13 protein-coding genes are annotated in these 16,073 nt (G+C 54.9%); 10 read left to right on the top strand and 3 right to left on the bottom strand.

What is annotated here, in order from left to right; translation table 11 throughout:
- The first annotated feature begins 219 nt into the window (after positions 1-219).
- The 7 genes from dnaK to MIM_RS06155 all read left to right on the top strand — a co-directional run bounded on the left by dnaK (position 220) and on the right by MIM_RS06155 (position 7,951).
- Complete coding sequence (gene dnaK, locus MIM_RS06125) at positions 220-2,148, top strand: molecular chaperone DnaK (protein ID WP_025371881.1); 1,929 nt, start codon at positions 220-222, stop codon at positions 2,146-2,148.
- A 96-nt stretch (positions 2,149-2,244) separates the two neighbouring features.
- On the top strand, positions 2,245-3,366 hold the full coding sequence (gene dnaJ, locus MIM_RS06130) for a molecular chaperone DnaJ (RefSeq protein ID WP_025371882.1): 1,122 nt from the start codon (positions 2,245-2,247) through the stop codon (positions 3,364-3,366).
- Positions 3,367-3,480: 114 nt separating this feature from the next.
- Positions 3,481-4,371: a methylglyoxal synthase gene (locus tag MIM_RS06135; protein ID WP_025371883.1), complete on the top strand. Its 891-nt coding sequence runs from the start codon at positions 3,481-3,483 to the stop codon at positions 4,369-4,371.
- 278 nt (positions 4,372-4,649) lie between these two features.
- Positions 4,650-5,426 carry a molybdate ABC transporter substrate-binding protein gene (gene modA / locus MIM_RS06140; protein ID WP_025371884.1) on the top strand — a complete coding sequence of 259 codons (777 nt, stop codon included), beginning with the start codon at positions 4,650-4,652 and terminating at the stop codon, positions 5,424-5,426.
- Between the two features lie 206 nt (positions 5,427-5,632).
- Complete coding sequence (gene modB / locus MIM_RS06145) at positions 5,633-6,304, top strand: molybdate ABC transporter permease subunit (RefSeq protein ID WP_025371885.1); 672 nt, start codon at positions 5,633-5,635, stop codon at positions 6,302-6,304.
- 64 nt (positions 6,305-6,368) lie between these two features.
- Complete coding sequence (locus MIM_RS06150) at positions 6,369-7,055, top strand: sulfate/molybdate ABC transporter ATP-binding protein (protein ID WP_025371886.1); 687 nt, start codon at positions 6,369-6,371, stop codon at positions 7,053-7,055.
- Complete coding sequence (locus MIM_RS06155; RefSeq protein ID WP_025371887.1) at positions 7,052-7,951, top strand: TOBE domain-containing protein; 900 nt, start codon at positions 7,052-7,054, stop codon at positions 7,949-7,951. Before MIM_RS06150 ends, MIM_RS06155 begins: the two co-directional genes overlap by 4 nt.
- A 131-nt stretch (positions 7,952-8,082) precedes the next feature.
- Here MIM_RS06155 and MIM_RS06160 read toward each other — a convergent pair whose 3' ends face one another.
- Both MIM_RS06160 and MIM_RS06165 read right to left on the bottom strand, forming a co-directional pair.
- On the bottom strand, positions 8,083-9,255 hold the full coding sequence (locus MIM_RS06160; RefSeq protein ID WP_025371888.1) for a vWA domain-containing protein: 1,173 nt from the start codon (positions 9,253-9,255) through the stop codon (positions 8,083-8,085).
- 33 nt (positions 9,256-9,288) lie between these two features.
- Positions 9,289-10,161 carry an AAA family ATPase gene (locus MIM_RS06165; protein ID WP_025371889.1) on the bottom strand — a complete coding sequence of 291 codons (873 nt, stop codon included), beginning with the start codon at positions 10,159-10,161 and terminating at the stop codon, positions 9,289-9,291.
- A 163-nt stretch (positions 10,162-10,324) separates the two neighbouring features.
- Between MIM_RS06165 and MIM_RS06170 the strand changes: the two genes are divergently transcribed.
- Entirely contained in the window at positions 10,325-10,678 is a 354-nt protein-coding gene (locus MIM_RS06170) for a c-type cytochrome (protein WP_025371890.1), read from the top strand.
- Positions 10,679-10,691: 13 nt separating this feature from the next.
- Positions 10,692-11,060, top strand: coding sequence for a c-type cytochrome (locus tag MIM_RS06175; RefSeq protein ID WP_025371891.1), 369 nt, complete (start codon positions 10,692-10,694; stop codon positions 11,058-11,060).
- Between the two features lie 232 nt (positions 11,061-11,292).
- Here the strand turns inward: MIM_RS06175 and MIM_RS06180 are convergent, their stop codons facing one another.
- Positions 11,293-11,721, bottom strand: coding sequence for a DUF1841 family protein (locus MIM_RS06180; RefSeq protein WP_025371892.1), 429 nt, complete (start codon positions 11,719-11,721; stop codon positions 11,293-11,295).
- Between the two features lie 256 nt (positions 11,722-11,977).
- Here MIM_RS06180 and MIM_RS06185 point away from each other — a divergent pair, with 256 nt between their 5' ends.
- Positions 11,978-16,054 carry a Pls/PosA family non-ribosomal peptide synthetase gene (locus tag MIM_RS06185; RefSeq protein WP_025371893.1) on the top strand — a complete coding sequence of 1,359 codons (4,077 nt, stop codon included), beginning with the start codon at positions 11,978-11,980 and terminating at the stop codon, positions 16,052-16,054.
- Positions 16,055-16,073 lie beyond the last annotated feature (19 nt).

The following is a 16,073-nucleotide window of genomic DNA, read 5'->3' on the forward strand; positions in this document are numbered from 1 at the left end:
GCCGGCAGGCTCGGTCTTGCCGGTCATATTTCTGTCGGAATGGCGGTTTGCGATCAAAAAACGTGCCAGAAATGCAAAAAAATCACAAAAATCCGGTTTTTTTCTCTTGAAATCGCAAACGGCCAGCCCCACGTACAACACAACGAAAGATCCTGTATCGCATCCAAGGTGCCGGCAGGATCCATTATTTTGAATTATTTGATTATAGGGTAGACTCAAATGGGAAAAATCATTGGTATTGACTTGGGTACCACCAACAGCTGTGTATCAGTGCTGGACGGCGATAACGTCAAGATTCTGGAAAATGCCGAGGGCGCGCGCACGACGCCTTCTATTATTGCGTACATGGAAGATGGCGAAACCCTGGTTGGCGCACCAGCCAAACGTCAGGCAGTAACCAATCCGACCAATACGCTTTACGCGGTAAAACGCCTGATCGGCCGCAAATTCGAAGAAAAAGCAGTTCAGAAAGACATTGATCTGATGCCTTACGCTATTATCAAAGCGGATAACGGCGATGCATGGGTTGAAGCGCGCGGCAAAAAAATGGCGCCTCCTCAGGTTTCTGCTGAAATCCTGCGTAAAATGAAAAAAACCGCCGAAGACTATCTGGGCGAAGAAGTAACCGAAGCCGTTATCACGGTGCCTGCTTACTTTAACGACAGTCAGCGTCAGGCAACCAAAGATGCAGGCCGTATTGCCGGTCTGGAAGTGAAACGGATCATCAACGAGCCAACAGCGGCTGCCCTGGCTTTTGGCCTGGACAAAACCGAAAAAGGCGATCGCAAAATCGCGGTTTATGACCTGGGTGGCGGTACATTTGACGTGTCCATCATCGAAATCGCCGATGTTGACGGTGAGAAACAGTTCGAAGTGCTGTCTACCAACGGTGACACCTTCCTGGGTGGTGAAGACTTTGACCAGCGCATTATTGACTACATCATCGCCGAGTTCAAAAAAGAGCAGGGTGTTGACCTGGGTAAAGACGTGCTGGCGCTGCAACGCCTGAAAGAAGCCGCTGAAAAAGCCAAAATCGAGCTGTCTTCCACCGCACAGACCGAAGTCAACCTGCCCTACATCACGGCCGATGCTTCGGGTCCTAAACACCTGACGCTGAAAATCACCCGTGCCAAACTGGAAGCGCTGGTTGAAGATCTGATCGAACGCACGATTGCACCTTGCCGTACAGCGGTTACTGATGCCGGTGTCAAAGTATCCGATATCGACGACGTGATCCTGGTCGGTGGTATGACCCGTATGCCCAAAGTGCAGGAAAAAGTGAAAGAGTTCTTCGGCAAGGATCCACGTAAAGACGTGAACCCTGACGAAGCCGTGGCTGCCGGTGCTGCCATCCAGGGCTCTGTGCTCTCTGGTGATCGTAAAGACGTGTTGCTGCTGGACGTGACTCCTTTGTCTCTGGGTATTGAAACCCTGGGCGGCGTCATGACCAAAATGATCCAGAAAAACACCACGATCCCAACCCGTTTCACGCAAACATTCTCTACTGCAGAGGATAATCAGCCTGCGGTGACCATCAAGGTCTTCCAGGGCGAGCGTGAAGTGGCTGCCGGTAACAAGGCACTGGGCGAGTTCAATCTGGAAGGAATTCCACCTGCTGCACGTGGCCTGCCACAAATCGAGGTAACGTTTGACATTGACGCCAACGGTATTTTGCATGTATCTGCAAAAGACAAAGGTACCGGCAAGGAAAACAAAATCACGATCAAGGCCAACTCCGGTTTGTCTGAAGACGAAATCCAGCGCATGGTTAAAGATGCTGAAGCACACGCCGACGAAGATCATCGTGTTGCCGAGCTGGCCCAGACCCGTAATCAGGCCGACGCGCTGGTTCATTCAACCCGCAAGTCACTGACCGAATACGGCGACAAGCTGGAAGCGGCCGACAAGGAAGCGATCGAAGCGGCCCTCAAAGAGCTCGAAGACGTGCTCAAAGATGGCGACAAGGCTGCGATCGATGCCAAAGTCGAAGTGCTGACAACCGCATCGCAGAAACTGGGCGAGAAAATGTACGCTGACATGCAGGCACAGGCGCAAGCCCAGGGTGAGCCAGGTGCTGAACAGGCTCAGCCAGCAGACGACAACGTTGTTGACGCTGATTTCAAAGAAGTGAAACGCGACGACAAATAATGCAGTTTGTCTGATTCAAAAACCCGGCCAGTCTGAAAATGACAGGGCCGGGTATTGTTTTTTATATTAGAGAAGAAATCTAAAGGCGTATAACAGATGGCAAAACGTGATTATTACGAAGCCCTGGGTCTGGCCAAGAATGCTTCGGACGAGGATATCAAGAAGGCATATCGCAAACTCGCCATGAAGTATCACCCGGATCGCAATCCGGACAGCAAAGAGGCCGAGGAAAAATTCAAGGAAGCCAAAGAAGCCTACGAAATGCTGTCCGACCCGCAAAAACGCGATGCGTATGACCGCTATGGTCATGCGGGCGTCGATCCCAACGCAGGCATGGGGGGCGCCGGCGGTGCCGGCTTTGGCGATGTCTTTGGTGACATTTTCGGCGACATCTTCGGTGGTGGCGGCGGACGGCGTGGCGGTGGCCCGCAAGTATTCCGCGGCGCCGATCTGCGCTATCGGCTGGATATTACCCTTGAGCAGGCTGCCAAGGGAATGGAAACCGAGATTCGTGTGCCCAGCTGGGAAAACTGTGATGTCTGTCACGGTTCCGGCGCTAAACCGGGCACCGAGCCTACCACCTGCCACACCTGCCATGGTGCGGGCGCAGTGCGTATGCAGCAGGGCTTTTTCAGCGTCCAGCAAACCTGCCCGACCTGCCACGGCACCGGCAAGGAAATCAAGGAGCCATGCACGGCATGTGACGGCGTAGGCCGCAAGCGCAAGAACAAAACCCTGCAGGTCAAAATTCCTGCCGGTATCGACGACGGAATGCGTATTCGCTCTGGCGGTAACGGTGAGCCCGGTGTTAACGGTGGCCCCGCGGGCGATTTGTATGTTGAAATTTCCATTAAGGAGCACAGCATATTCAAACGCGACGGCGACGATCTGCACTGCGAAGTGCCGCTGCCGTTTGTGACGGCAACGCTCGGCGGCGACCTGGAAGTGCCCACATTGGGCGGTAAAGGCGAGATAACAGTGCCTGAAGGAACACAGACCGGCAAGGTTTTCCGTTTGCGAGGCAAGGGCATTAAAGGCGTACGGGCATCCTATCCAGGTGACTTGTATTGCCATGTGGTTGTCGAAACTCCAATCCGCCTGAGTGACGAACAAAAGGATCTGCTGCGGCAGTTCGAGACGTCGCTTAACGATGGAGGCGATCGCCATTCCCCAAAGAATAAGTCCTGGACTGACAGAGTGAAAGATTTTTTCAGCTGATCACTGAACATGCCTGTCCAGGCACCCGTTCCTATTTAGAATGCACGTATCACTACGTGCATTTTTTTTGCACTATCGCGTGTTTGCTACGTTCAATCTCGGGGAGTATGTCATATGTCATCAACAAGCAGTCTTCGTTTTGCGCTGGCCGCCAATCGCCTGCATCATGCAACGCCGGATGCAGGTCTGTTTACCTGGCTCAAAGCATCATCCGAGACGATCCGCGAGCTGGATATCGAACTGCACACCGTTGGTCGGACTTATGACGCGATTCAGCGTGAAGGCTTTCTGTCGGGTTACCGGAAAAATATTCGCTATCCGTACGGGCGCGAAGGCGGCTTGATGAAGCTGGTATCACGCGTCACCATTCACGAAGCCACACCCATTACGCTGGATGGTGCCATTTATCTTATCGATCCGGTCGATCCTTCGTCCATTTTTCCCGAGGCACTCGCGCTGAAACGCCAGTGTATTACCCACGGCAAGCCATTTATTTCAACGGTCGCGGGGGCGATTGAATGGATGGAAGTGGAACGTGTCATGGCCGGGCGGGACCCGCTCTCAGACTGCCTGTCGGCCGAGGTAATCCGTGGTCAGACCCTGGCGCTGATTTCCCACGATGCGCTCAAAGCAGAAATGGTCGCTTATGCCTCGCAGTATTTCGACATTCTCTCGCTGTTCGAGCGCCGCGTTGCCACCGGTACGACGGGCGGTTTGCTGAACGAACTGGCGTGGTCCAAGGGCTGGCCAGAAGACAAGCCCTGGGTGGACCGCTATTTAAGCGGCCCTCTGGGTGGTGACGCGCAGATTGCCGATTTGGTGCTGGATAGAAAATGCCAGCGCGTTATTTTTTTCGAAGATCCGCATGTGGCCCGTCAGCACGAAGCAGATATCCAATTGCTGGAGCGGGCAGTGCGCGTGGCGACACACGATGCCACCTGCGCGACCGCAAGAGAAGTGGCTCGCAAATGGGCCGAGGCGGTACAGCGCGCCAACGCTGGATAAACCGGTTTGCGCCTGGCTGACAGCCGCGGGGTAGGGTGCCGGTTGCGCAGGTGTTTGCCTGCGGTGAATCGGATTTGCTGGCAGGGCCGCGTTCACTTGCAGGCGTTGACCTTTCAAAGGGATTGCTGCTGTTCTCCTGTGACATGATTTGTCACAGGAGTAGACATCATTGGATTCCGATATATAATTACTTATATATCGGAATCGACTTCCTGTTGTTGCCAAGTTCATGTGGAGCCGTCCCGTGTTGTCTTAACCCTATTATTCTGCAGGAAGTCATGAAACAAAAATCTCTTCGCAGCAACGCGCTGGTACGTGCGCTGGGCGCCGGCCTGGTTCTCTCTGTTGTCTCTTTCGCCGCTCAGGCAGGCACGCTCACAGTCTCCGCTGCCGCCAGCCTGACCAATGTCTTTAACGATGTTGCCGCCGCCTATAAAAAGGCGCATCCGGATACCACCATCCAGTATAACTTTGCCGCTTCAGGCGCTCTGTTGCAGCAGATTCGTCAGGGCGCCCCGGTTGACGTGTTCGCATCTGCTGATCAGAAAACCATGAACGACGCAGCCAAGGCTGGCTTGCTGGACGAAGCCACCCGCAAAAATTTCGTTCGCAATGAGGTTGTGTTGATTACGCCATCGTCATCGAATGGAGAGGTTAAAGACCTGCAAAGCCTTAAATCGCCTGCGGTAAGTAAAATTGCAGTGGGCAGCGTTGCCAGTGTACCGGTAGGACGCTACACCGAGGAAGGTCTGGAAAAAAGCGGCCAGTGGGAAAAATTAACGCCCAAGTTCATTTTTGCTGAAAACGTACGCCAGGTACTGGATTATGTCTCACGCGGTGAAGTGCAGGCCGGATTCGTTTATGCTACCGATGCGGCTGTACGCAGCGACAAGGTCAGGGTTGTTCAGTCTTTGCCAATCGATACGGTTGTGAGCTATCCGGTAGCCGTCATCAAAACGTCGCCAAACGCTGCCGAGGCCCGTTCGTTTGTTGAGTTTCTGGATTCGGATCAGGCTCAGGAAATCTTCTCTAAAGCCGGATTCAGGAAACCCTGATCTGGGGTTCAATTGCAGCGGGGCGCACAAGGCTGAAAGAGCAGGCGCCGGCCTGCTGCCTTTGTGTCCCCTGCCGCACCTGGTGCGCTTGTTGCGCTTTTTCGCTTCCATTGCGCCTGGCCATGCGTATGCGCTCTTAACGCATGAGGCGATGCCCGGCGTCGTCACCGCAGTAGTTTTTCTTGTCACTCTAAATTGAATTACTCATGGAACCTGTCTGGATTCCCTTGCTCATTTCCCTGAAGGTTGCCGGTTTTGCTATCCTCATCAATGTTGTGCTGGGCATCGGCATGGGCTGGTTGCTGGCGCGACGTTCGTTTCCCGGCCGTGATCTGCTGGATACGGTACTGACGCTGCCCATGGTGCTGCCACCTACCATTCTCGGGTATTATCTGATCGTTTTGCTCGGGCGCTATGGCTGGCTGGGGCAATACCTGGATCAATGGTTTGGCATACAGTTAATTTTCACCTGGCAGGGCGCGGTCGTGGCCGCTGCTGTGGTATCGTTCCCGCTGGTGTTCAAGCCGGCCCGGGCTGCATTCGAGAGCATTGACAGAAATTACGAAGATGCGGCCCGCGTACTTGGCTTGTCCGAATTTGCGCTGTTCCTGAGAGTGACATTGCCTCTGGCGTGGCGCGGTATTCTTGCCGGCCTGCTGCTGGCATTTGCGCGGGCCCTGGGAGAATTCGGTGCGACCCTGATGATTGCCGGTAATATTCCCGGCAAAACGCAGACGCTCTCTATTGCCGTGTACGCGGCCGTGCAGGCAGGGGCAGAGGCGCAAGCCAATTTCATTGTGGTGGTTATTTCAATTGTATGTGTCATCATTCTGTTCGCTGCCCGTTATCTGGCGCCACGCCGAATGGAGTTGCAATGATCCTGGCATCCCGAATTAACCCTTGTGGCGTAACCCATTGCAAATGAATGGCGGGAATGTATTCATGACGTCTTTTCAGCTTGACGTATCGCTCCGTAAAAAACTGCAGCACCGGCACCATGGATTTACGCTGGATGTGGCGTTTTCTGCGTCGGCCCGCCGCATCGTGATACAGGGCTCCTCGGGGGCGGGTAAGAGCATGACCTTGCGTGCCCTGGCAGGGCTGGTCGCGCCCGATGAAGGAAAAATCGTCCTTAATGATGACATCTTGTTCGATTCTGCGGCCGGCATCAGCATGTCGTCGCAGGAGAGGCAGGTTTCGTATCTGTTTCAGGATTACGCCCTGTTTCCCCATTTAACCGTGCGGCAGAACGTCGCATTCAGCCTGACCAAAGGGCTGTTCAATCCTGCACGCAATGCCTGGCGGGAAGAAACCGATTACTGGCTGGATAAAATGCATATGAGTGCGTACGCGGGTCGCTATCCGGAACAACTGTCGGGTGGCCAGAAGCAGCGCGTGGCGCTGGCCCGGGCGCTGGCCAGCCGTCCGCGCCTGTTGTTGCTGGACGAACCTTTCGCTGCGCTGGATACGCATTTGCGTCAGCATTTACGTCAGGAAATCAGTCAATTGCAATCACAACTGCAATTTCCTCTCATTCTGGTGACTCACGATCCCAGTGATGTGGAAATCTTTGGCGATCTGGTGCTGCATGTGCATAATGGCAGTATTCGGGAGCGGGAGACCGTATGAGCAAACAGGGTACGCATTCCATGGCAGGCGCTGCCGGCGCACGAATGGCAGGGGCTGAAAAAGCCGACATTACAAGCCCGGAAGACCCGCCGGGCGCTGCGGCGGGGCCATCAACTGGTTCAGGTCCGCGGCTGAATGTGCGTACGGCTATCGGTTTTGGTCTGGAACAGCATGAACTGGCCGATGAGCGCGATCTGCAATTGCTGGGCCATGTGCAGCGCCTGGGTTCCATTACCGCTGCGGCCAGGGCTGCCGGCGTTACTTATAAAACCGCCTGGGACCGCTTGCGTAATTTGCAGACGCGTCTTGGTCAGGCTGTGATTATCGCTGCTAAGGGTGGGCGTGGGGGGGGTAGAACCCAGCTCAGTGACAAGGGCCAGGCACTGCTGCACTATTATGAACAGCTGCGCAGGCAACAGGACCATGCAGTTGAACCCGATGTCGCGCTTGATGCCGTTGCCGATCTGGCGGCACGTCCCTTGCCCCTGAGAAAAACCAGCGCACGCAACCACCTGCAGGGCGTGGTTACGGCAATAGCACGTGGCGGTATTCGTGATGTTATCAGCGTTCAATTGCACGAATCACTGCAACTGAGCGTCAATATTACACATGCCAGTACGCTGGCCCTGGGTTTGAAAAAAGGCGTGGCTGTTTACCTGCTCATCAAAGCGCCCGCAATCCGTCTGGCTCAGCAGCAGGGCGCGCAGGCGAATGTGTTTTGCGGGCAAGTTCGCCGCAGTCGGCGGTTGCGCGATCAGCAGGAGCTTGAAGTTCAGATTGCCCCCGATGTGCACGTGGTCACGATGGCGGGACAGAACCAGGCACAGCCCTTACGCAAGGGGGATGAGATTATGGTGCATATCGACCCCGACACGGTGATTCTGGGCGTAGATTGAAAAGGCGGCGCGAATAAACAGGCGGCCCGTTTTTCCCGATTCGCCGTGTGCCGGCGGCGATACGGTCATCACAAATAAACCTGCCCGTCTACGCTTGCCGGAACAGAAAAGCATTACGGTACAGGAAAGCATTATTTAGACAATTGCCGCATGGCTGCTTCAATACCCGTCATGGTGACCGGGTACATATGGTTCTGCATGATATTGCGAATGACATCAATGGATTGCCGATACTGCCAGTAGGCCTGAGGTTCAGGATTAAGCCAGACGGCCTTGGGCCAGGCATCCAGAATACGGGCCAGCCATACGGCGCCGGCTTCCTTGTTGTAATGTTCTACCGAGCCGCCGGGGTGTACGATCTCGTATGGGCTCATGGTCGCATCGCCCACGAAAATGACACGCCAGTTGGTATTGTAGGTGCGCAGCAGTTCCCAGGTGTCGGTATAGACACGACGTCCGCCCGCGTCATAGCGCCAGAAACGCTCATAAGGGCAGTTGTGAAAATACCATACTTCGAGATTGCGAAACTCGCTGCGCGAGGCTGAAAATAGTTCCTCAACGCGTGCAATATGATCATCCATGCTCCCGCCGACGTCCAGCAGCATGAGTACATTGACCGCATTATGCCGTTCCGGCACCATCTTTACATCAAGAAAACCGGCGTTGCGCGCCGTGCTGCGAATGGTATCGTCCAGATCCAGCTCTTCTGCGGCACCTTCGCGGGCAAAGCGGCGCAGGCGGCGCAGCGCTACCTTGAAGTTGCGTGTACCCAGTTCCTGTTGGTCGTCATATTCCCGAAAGCGCCGTTCTTCCCATACCTTGACCGCTGTCCGGTTGCCGGCAGACGGACCGCCAACGCGAATGCCCTCAGGGTGGTAGCCGCTATTGCCGAAAGGTGACGTACCGCCGGTGCCCACCCATTTACTGCCGCCGGCGTGACGTTCTTTTTGTTCCTGCAGGCGCTCCTTGAACATTTCCATGAGTTTGTCCCAGCCATGCTTTTCCAGCGCCGCTTTTTCTTCGGGCGTCAGGTTCTTCTGCATTTGACTGATCAGCCAGTCCAGCGGAATGTCGGGTCCGGCTGGCAGGGTGGCGGGCAGGTTTTTCACAAACAGGCCGAAGGCCTGGTCAAAGCGGTCGAACAGGGTTTCGTCCTTGACCAGCGTGAGGCGCGCAAGATGATAGAAGTCGTCCAGGGACGGCGGCATGACGCGCTCGCGCAGGACTTCGAGCAGGGTCAGGTATTCCTTGACCGAGACCGGAATCTTGTGGTTTTTCAGGTGATAGAAAAAGTCGATGAACATGATGGCGTGTCACCCCGCAACCAGCGCGCCCGTTTAGCGCCGCGTCTGGCGGGCCAGGCCCGACAGGCGTTCCAGCAGGCTGATGTCCTGCTCGTTTTTGAGCAGCGCACCGGCCATCACGGGCACGGAGGTGGCCGCATGGGCGTCAATGCGCGCTGCGTCAATATCTTCAGCCAGCAACAGGGCCAGCCAGTCCAGAAACTCCGATGTAGATGGTTTTTTCTTCAGGCCCGGCGCATCACGCAGCATAAAAAAGTGATCCATTGCGGCGCGCAGAATATCGGTTTTAACCTCCGGGTAGTGGACTTTGACGATTTCGCGCAGCGTATCTCGGTCGGGGAACTGGATGTAGTGGAAAAAGCAGCGACGTAAAAAGGCGTCGGGCAATTCCTTTTCATTGTTTGACGTAATAATGACCAGCGGACGATGGACGGCGCGAATGGTTTGGCCGGTTTCGTACACATGAAATTCCATCTGATCCAGTTCGCGCAGCAGATCGTTGGGAAATTCGATATCGGCCTTGTCGATTTCATCAATCAGCACCACGGTAGGCACATCCGATTCGAAGGCACGCCACAATACGCCCTTGCGGATGTAGTTGGCAATGTCGCGAACCCGTTCGTCACCCAGCTGGGAGTCGCGCAGGCGCGAGACCGCATCGTACTCGTACAGGCCCTGGTGCGCCTTGGTGGTGGATTTCACATGCCATTGCAGTAGAGGATAGCCCAGCGCTTCGGCCACTTCTTCGGCCAGCATGGTTTTACCCGTACCCGGCTCGCCTTTGATCAGCAATGGCCGCTGCAATGTGAGCGCGGCATTGACTGCAAGTTTGAGATCTTCGGTCGCAACATAACGTTCAGTGCCGGCAAAGCGGCTTGGATTCGATGTGGATTGGCTGGCTTTCATTTCAATTCTGCAACAAAATAGGGATGATTTGAGCATAAGAACTTCAATACTAACCTAATCTGGATCAATTATGTCGTACAATCGGAAGCTTTAAAGCTGATCCGACCCGCTGGCAGTCTTGCGGTACGTTCATTATCGACATTCGCTAACAAAAGAGCAAAATATGAAGTTATCCGCTTTCAAGCGCTCAGTTGCTGCGCTCGCCGTTGTGGTTCCCTGTGCCCTCTTTAGTCAGGCATTTGCCCAGCAGGCCGCTGCTCCTAAAGGAGACATAGAGGCAGCCAAGGGTAAAATCTCTATGTGTATCGGCTGTCACGGCATTCCTGAATACCGCGCCAGCTTTCCCGAAGTTTATCGGGTTCCAAAGATTTCGGGCCAGAATGCGGATTACATCGTTGCTGCATTGAAAGAATACAAATCCGGTGCCCGCACATTCCCTTCCATGGTCGCGATCGCAAAAAGCCTGTCTGATCAGGATATGCTGGATATTGCCGCCTATTTCTCTCAAGTAAAATAATCCGGGAACCGATATGAAACGCGTCTCTATTTTATTGTCAGGTGCTGTATGTGCACTCGTGGGTATGGCATCTGCCCAGGCGGCAGATCTGGCTGCCGGCAAGGCAGCATTTGAGAAAAACGGTTGTGTGGCCTGTCACGGCGCCGCCGGCGACAAAACCATTGCGCCAATGTACCCGGTCCTGGCAGGTCAGCATGACGACTATCTGGTTCATGCATTGACTGCATACCAGCGTGGCATAAGCAATGCGCCTAATTCGGCCAATATTCGCAAAAATCCGATTATGGGCAACGAAATCAAGAAACTGGGTGCCGCCGATATCGTTAATATCGCAGCATGGCTTTCTGCTCAGCCAGGCCCGCTGTCCCACAATCGCAAATAATCAGCGCAGTCATGCCGTCATGACGATCGGCATATTGCACTTGTGCTAAGGGCAGTGCCGGCTATATGCTGGCGTAACCCGTAAAAGAACCGGACGAACTGTTCCGGTTTTTTTTCGCCCTGACGGCGGGGGGGCAGGGAGGGTCGCTTTTGCGTTATGCAGTAGCGCAGTAGAGAAGTGCAGTAGAGAAGCGCTGTAGAGGGATCGGCTGCTTAGCCCTGCATCGGCCTGTTCAATGTCGGGTGGAGTGCTGGCGCAGCAGTTCCAGATAATGATCGGTATCCAGCGGTTTGCCCAGGCGCTGTGATTCCCAGATGACCTGGCCCAGGCACTCCATGATTTCATGCATGGCGTGATGTTCATCCGTACGTGCAGCCAGTTGCTCGTAGATGCTGCGGATGCCTGGCGGATGGTCGATGGACACCTGTTCGTTGATGGCCAGATGCATAGATAAATGCAAAAACGGGTTGACCTGTCCTTTTTCTACCGAAAATTCCTGCTGGGCGGCATCCGGGTTTTCGAGTGCCTCATGATACTCCGGGTGCTGCAAAATCCAGGTGAGCGCCATGGACTCCATTGGCGTAAGGATTTTATGCTGACGATGTTTGGCCCAGGTTTCGGTAAAAAACTGGCGAACCTGATCGCGGGATGGATTGAACATACAAATAGGGTAATAAAAAAACGGTGTCGTACGAGCGCGCGGTGGTATGACAAAAAAATACACGATGAAACAGGCGGAAACAGGTGACGCAAGCGCGCCGACCATGCCGGAGGCTTTTTAAGTGGCCCGTCAGTTCTGATTCTTCATAATTGCTGTCACTTATTGATACCTCATCATACCATGGCTGTTCCATGGGTGGTCGCAAGATGGGGACGGTTTTAATGCTATCTGATTGCCCAGGCGCAAGGAACCCTACGTGTTTACTCCCCATCTGTCGATTTTGCGCGGACCCTGTATGCCGCAGTTCCTGCAGAACGAAACACTGGCCGATATTTTTGAAACCTCGGCAGCCACCTATCCTGACCATACCTGTCTTATTGACGGCCCGCTACGGCTTACGTATAGAGAAGTGAACGACAGGGCTGACCTCATGGCCCATCATTTGTTATCCGATGGCGTCGCCCCCGGTGACATCATCGGTTTGTGGCTCAGGCGCGGCAGCCAACTGCTGATTGCGCAGCTGGCCATCACAAAAGCGGGGGCAGCCTGGCTTCCTTTTGATATAGACACCCCTCTGGAGCGTGTAGCGGTTTGTCTTGAAGATGCCGGTGCGCGCGGTATTATTACCGAGAAACAAGATACCGCTGCGGCTGTTGCGGGTAGGGCGATCGCACAGTGGCATCCCAAGGAACTGACTGTCCCGGCCAGCCAGCACATGCTGCGACGCCAGGGAGTGTTGCCATCTGACCCGGCCTATCTGATCTATACATCGGGATCCACAGGCAAGCCCAAAGGCATTGCGATTCGTCACGACAATATCTGTCCGTTCCTGCGCAGCGAGAATCATATCCTGGGCATTGCGCATTTTGACCTTGTGTATCAGGGGTTTTCCGTCGCCTTTGATATGTCGTTTGAAGAAATCTGGATTGCCTGGCTGTCCGGTGCCAGCTTGTGGATTGCGCCCAAAGAGGTCGCCGCCGATCCGGTCGGACTGCCGGCTATCCTGCAGAAATCCGGTGTGACGGTGCTGCACGCGGTACCAACGTTGCTGGCCATGTTTGCCGAGGTCCCGGAGAGCCTGCGGCTCATCAATATGGGCGGCGAAATGTGTCCGGATGCCCTGGTTGCCAAGCTGGATAATGGGCGTATTCGTCTTTTCAATACCTATGGTCCGACAGAAGCGACGGTCTCGGCGACGCTGGAGCAGTTGTCGATCCACAAGCCGGTGACCATTGGCACGCCGTTGCCCAATTACGGCCTGGCGGTGCTTGATGCGCAGCAGCAGTTGCTGCCAGTCAACGAAGTAGGAGAGCTGTGTATTTTTGGCCCTGGCGTCGCGCATGGCTATCTTGGGCGTGCCGATCTGACGGCAGAGAAGTTTCTGGACAACCCTTTTGCCGAAGGAGAGCAGGAGGCGCACCTGTATCGGACCGGTGACCTGGCGCGCATACTGCCGGGGGGAACCATTGAATGCCTGGGACGGGTGGACGATCAGATCAAGATCCGCGGCTTTCGGGTGGAGCTTGGTGAAATTGAAGCGGCGCTGGCCGAACAAACGGGCGTGGCAACGGCTGCTGTTCTGGTGTGTCCGATCGCGGGTGTGGATCAGTTGGTGGCGTGGATCGTGCCGGAGCCCGGACAGGAAAAACTACTCGCATCCAGTGCGAATCTGCGCAATATTCTGAAAACACGTCTGCCAGCCTATATGATCCCGGCTTTTTTTGAATACACCGACAGTGTGCCGCGTCTGGTATCCGGCAAAATTGATCGCAAATCTCTGGCGCAGATGCCCGTTCATACCTGGCCAGATGCCGGGCAGGAGTCGGACGAGCCCGAAAACGATGCGCAAAAAGCGTTGTTTGACATATTGCGTTCGCTCTTTCCCGGACAGGGTATCCACTTGCAGGCGGATTTTTTCTCGGATATGGGTGGCCATTCTCTGCTGGCCGCGCAATTGGTATCGCGTGTTCGCGCAGTCCCCCGTTATGCAGCACTAACGGTACAGGATGTGTATCAGAAGCGCAGCGTACAGGCCATCGCCGACTGCATGCAACGCGCCGATACGCAACAAACGGATGCACCATCACAAACGCTATTTTCACCGCCACCGGCCAATACCTGGCGGCGCCGGTTTGTATGTGGTCTGGCACAGTTTGCTGCCGTGCCATTTTTGATCACGCTGTCTATCATGCAGTGGCTTGCGCCGTTTTTTACTTACCACAATCTCACAGGTGAAATGGCCGACAGCACCTGGTATGCCATCGGTATGTCATTTGTGGTTTTTATCGTGGTCTATCTGCTTAGCTTTGTACTGGCTATTGTTGGCCGACAATTGCTGACCGCAGGGATCAGGCCGGGGCGTTACCCCTTGTGGGGAGTGACGTTTTTTCGGTGGTGGTTGTCAGATCGGCTGGCCAATGTGGCGCCGCTTTATCTGATTGCCGGCACGCGCATTTACGCTGCTTATTTACGCTGCATGGGCGCGCGTATCGGGCGCGAAGTCATGCTCAGTTCCATGACGGTTCGCGTGCCGTCCATGCTGACGATCGAGGACGGTGCCAGTGTTGGTGCTGATGTTCATATTGAAAATGCCCGGGTGCAGAACGGGGAACTGGTGCTGGGAACCATTCATCTCGGGAAAAATGCTTACGTTGGCTCCTACTGTGTGCTGGAAGGCAATACCGCTATTGCCCAGGACGGCAGATTAAACGGCTTGTCGTCGCTTTACGACGGGCAGCACATTGGCGCCGGCCAGATCTGGGAGGGCTCGCCTTCGCGAATGATTGCCAGCCATACCCGTTCCAGCTTGCCGCCCCGGCCCGTACCCGGCGCGGGTCGTATTGCGTTTGAATGGCTTTTCTATTCGCTGGGCAGCCTGTTTATTGCTTTGCTTTTCTTCACGCCGCTGTTTCCGACCTTTATCTTCATCGATCTGGTGGATCCTAATTTTGATTATGACAATTTCCTGCTATCGGGAGTCAATTACTTCCTGATCGCTATTCCGGCATCTTTCGTGCTGATTCTGTTTACCGCGCTGCTCTCGGCGCTGGTACGCTGGCTGGCCTTGCCCAAAATGCAGCCAGGACGCTACTCGATCTATAGCTCGCTGTATTATCGCAAATGGCTGATCAACCAGATTCAGGCGGCCAGCCTGCATACCCTGCATGGTGTGTATGCAACGGTTTTTGCCTCGTCCTGGTATCGTCTGCTGGGCGCCCGTATTGGTAAAAACGCCGAAATTTCAACCATCATGGGGGCGGCACCCAATATGCTTACGCTGGGCGATGATGCGTTTATTGCCGATGCTGTTATGCTGGGGGATGACGAAGTGGATGGCGGCTGGATGACCATTCGCAATACGGTCATCGGCCACCGGAGCTTTATCGGTAATGGTGCCTATGTGCCTGATGGCACCGTGGTCGCGCCCAACGTTCTGATCGGTGTGCAAACGCGGGCGCCCGAAAGCGAGCAGATGAAACCGGGAGACACCTGGTTCGGTTCCCCTCCTATCATTCTGCCAGCCCGGGAAATGATGACCCGCTTCGACGAGCAATCCACCTTCCGACCCTCCATGAGACGCCGTCTGGGGCGGGCGTTTGTGGAATCGCTGCGGATTGTGTTGCCGATGTCATTTACTATTTGTGCCGGCTACCTGATTGTTTATGACGTGGTTCGGTATGAATCTATCGTTTCTGTCATGCAATCGGTGCCGGCGCTGATGCGCGATGGGTTGTGGTATGGGATCAGTTCCTTTGTTATGGTCGTGCTGCTCAAATGGCTTTTGCTGCGGCGCTATCGACCCACCTCCGCGCCCATGTGGTCGCTGTATGTCTGGGTCAGCGAGGCGATCACGAATGTCTATGAATCGATGGCCGTCTCTCACTTTCTTGATTATCTTCGGGGAACGGCCTTTTTGCCGCTATTGATGCGTGTGCTGGGGGCTCGTATCGGCAAAGGGGTGTATCTGGACACCACCGATATGACCGAGTTCGATTGTGTCCATATCGGCGATTATGCCGAACTTAACGGTTTGTCCGGCCCGCAAACCCATTTGTTCGAGGATCGTGTCATGAAAATCGGGCAGGTACATATAGAGGACGGGGTCAATCTGCGGGCGCGCAGCACCATTCTGTATGGAAGTACGGTGGGGCAGGGCGCGCTGATCGGCCCTTTAACCACGGTGATGAAGGGTGAGTCGATTCCTGCGGGCAGCAGCTGGATTGGTTCACCGGCACAGAACTGGCAACAGCACCAGCAGCAGGCAAATAATGCCGCCACTGGCGGCACGCGTGAGCACAAGACAGAGCGGCAGGCGGAGGCCCTGGTTGGATGAAAGAGGACGAAAGCGGGTC

Source organism: Advenella mimigardefordensis DPN7 (assembly GCF_000521505.1).
Classification (GTDB): Bacteria; Pseudomonadota; Gammaproteobacteria; order Burkholderiales; family Burkholderiaceae_B; genus Advenella; species Advenella mimigardefordensis.

Excerpts from the sequence above, each read along its gene's own strand:
- dnaK (WP_025371881.1), top strand. The coding sequence starts at position 220 with ATGGGAAAAATCATTGGTATTGACTTGGGTACCACCAACAGCTGTGTA.
- dnaJ (WP_025371882.1), top strand. The coding sequence starts at position 2,245 with ATGGCAAAACGTGATTATTACGAAGCCCTGGGTCTGGCCAAGAATGCT.
- MIM_RS06135 (WP_025371883.1), top strand. The coding sequence starts at position 3,481 with ATGTCATCAACAAGCAGTCTTCGTTTTGCGCTGGCCGCCAATCGCCTG.
- modA (WP_025371884.1), top strand. The coding sequence starts at position 4,650 with ATGAAACAAAAATCTCTTCGCAGCAACGCGCTGGTACGTGCGCTGGGC.
- modB (WP_025371885.1), top strand. The coding sequence starts at position 5,633 with ATGGAACCTGTCTGGATTCCCTTGCTCATTTCCCTGAAGGTTGCCGGT.
- MIM_RS06150 (WP_025371886.1), top strand. The coding sequence starts at position 6,369 with ATGACGTCTTTTCAGCTTGACGTATCGCTCCGTAAAAAACTGCAGCAC.
- MIM_RS06155 (WP_025371887.1), top strand. The coding sequence starts at position 7,052 with ATGAGCAAACAGGGTACGCATTCCATGGCAGGCGCTGCCGGCGCACGA.
- MIM_RS06160 (WP_025371888.1), bottom strand. The coding sequence starts at position 9,255 with ATGTTCATCGACTTTTTCTATCACCTGAAAAACCACAAGATTCCGGTC.
- MIM_RS06165 (WP_025371889.1), bottom strand. The coding sequence starts at position 10,161 with ATGAAAGCCAGCCAATCCACATCGAATCCAAGCCGCTTTGCCGGCACT.
- MIM_RS06170 (WP_025371890.1), top strand. The coding sequence starts at position 10,325 with ATGAAGTTATCCGCTTTCAAGCGCTCAGTTGCTGCGCTCGCCGTTGTG.
- MIM_RS06175 (WP_025371891.1), top strand. The coding sequence starts at position 10,692 with ATGAAACGCGTCTCTATTTTATTGTCAGGTGCTGTATGTGCACTCGTG.
- MIM_RS06180 (WP_025371892.1), bottom strand. The coding sequence starts at position 11,721 with ATGTTCAATCCATCCCGCGATCAGGTTCGCCAGTTTTTTACCGAAACC.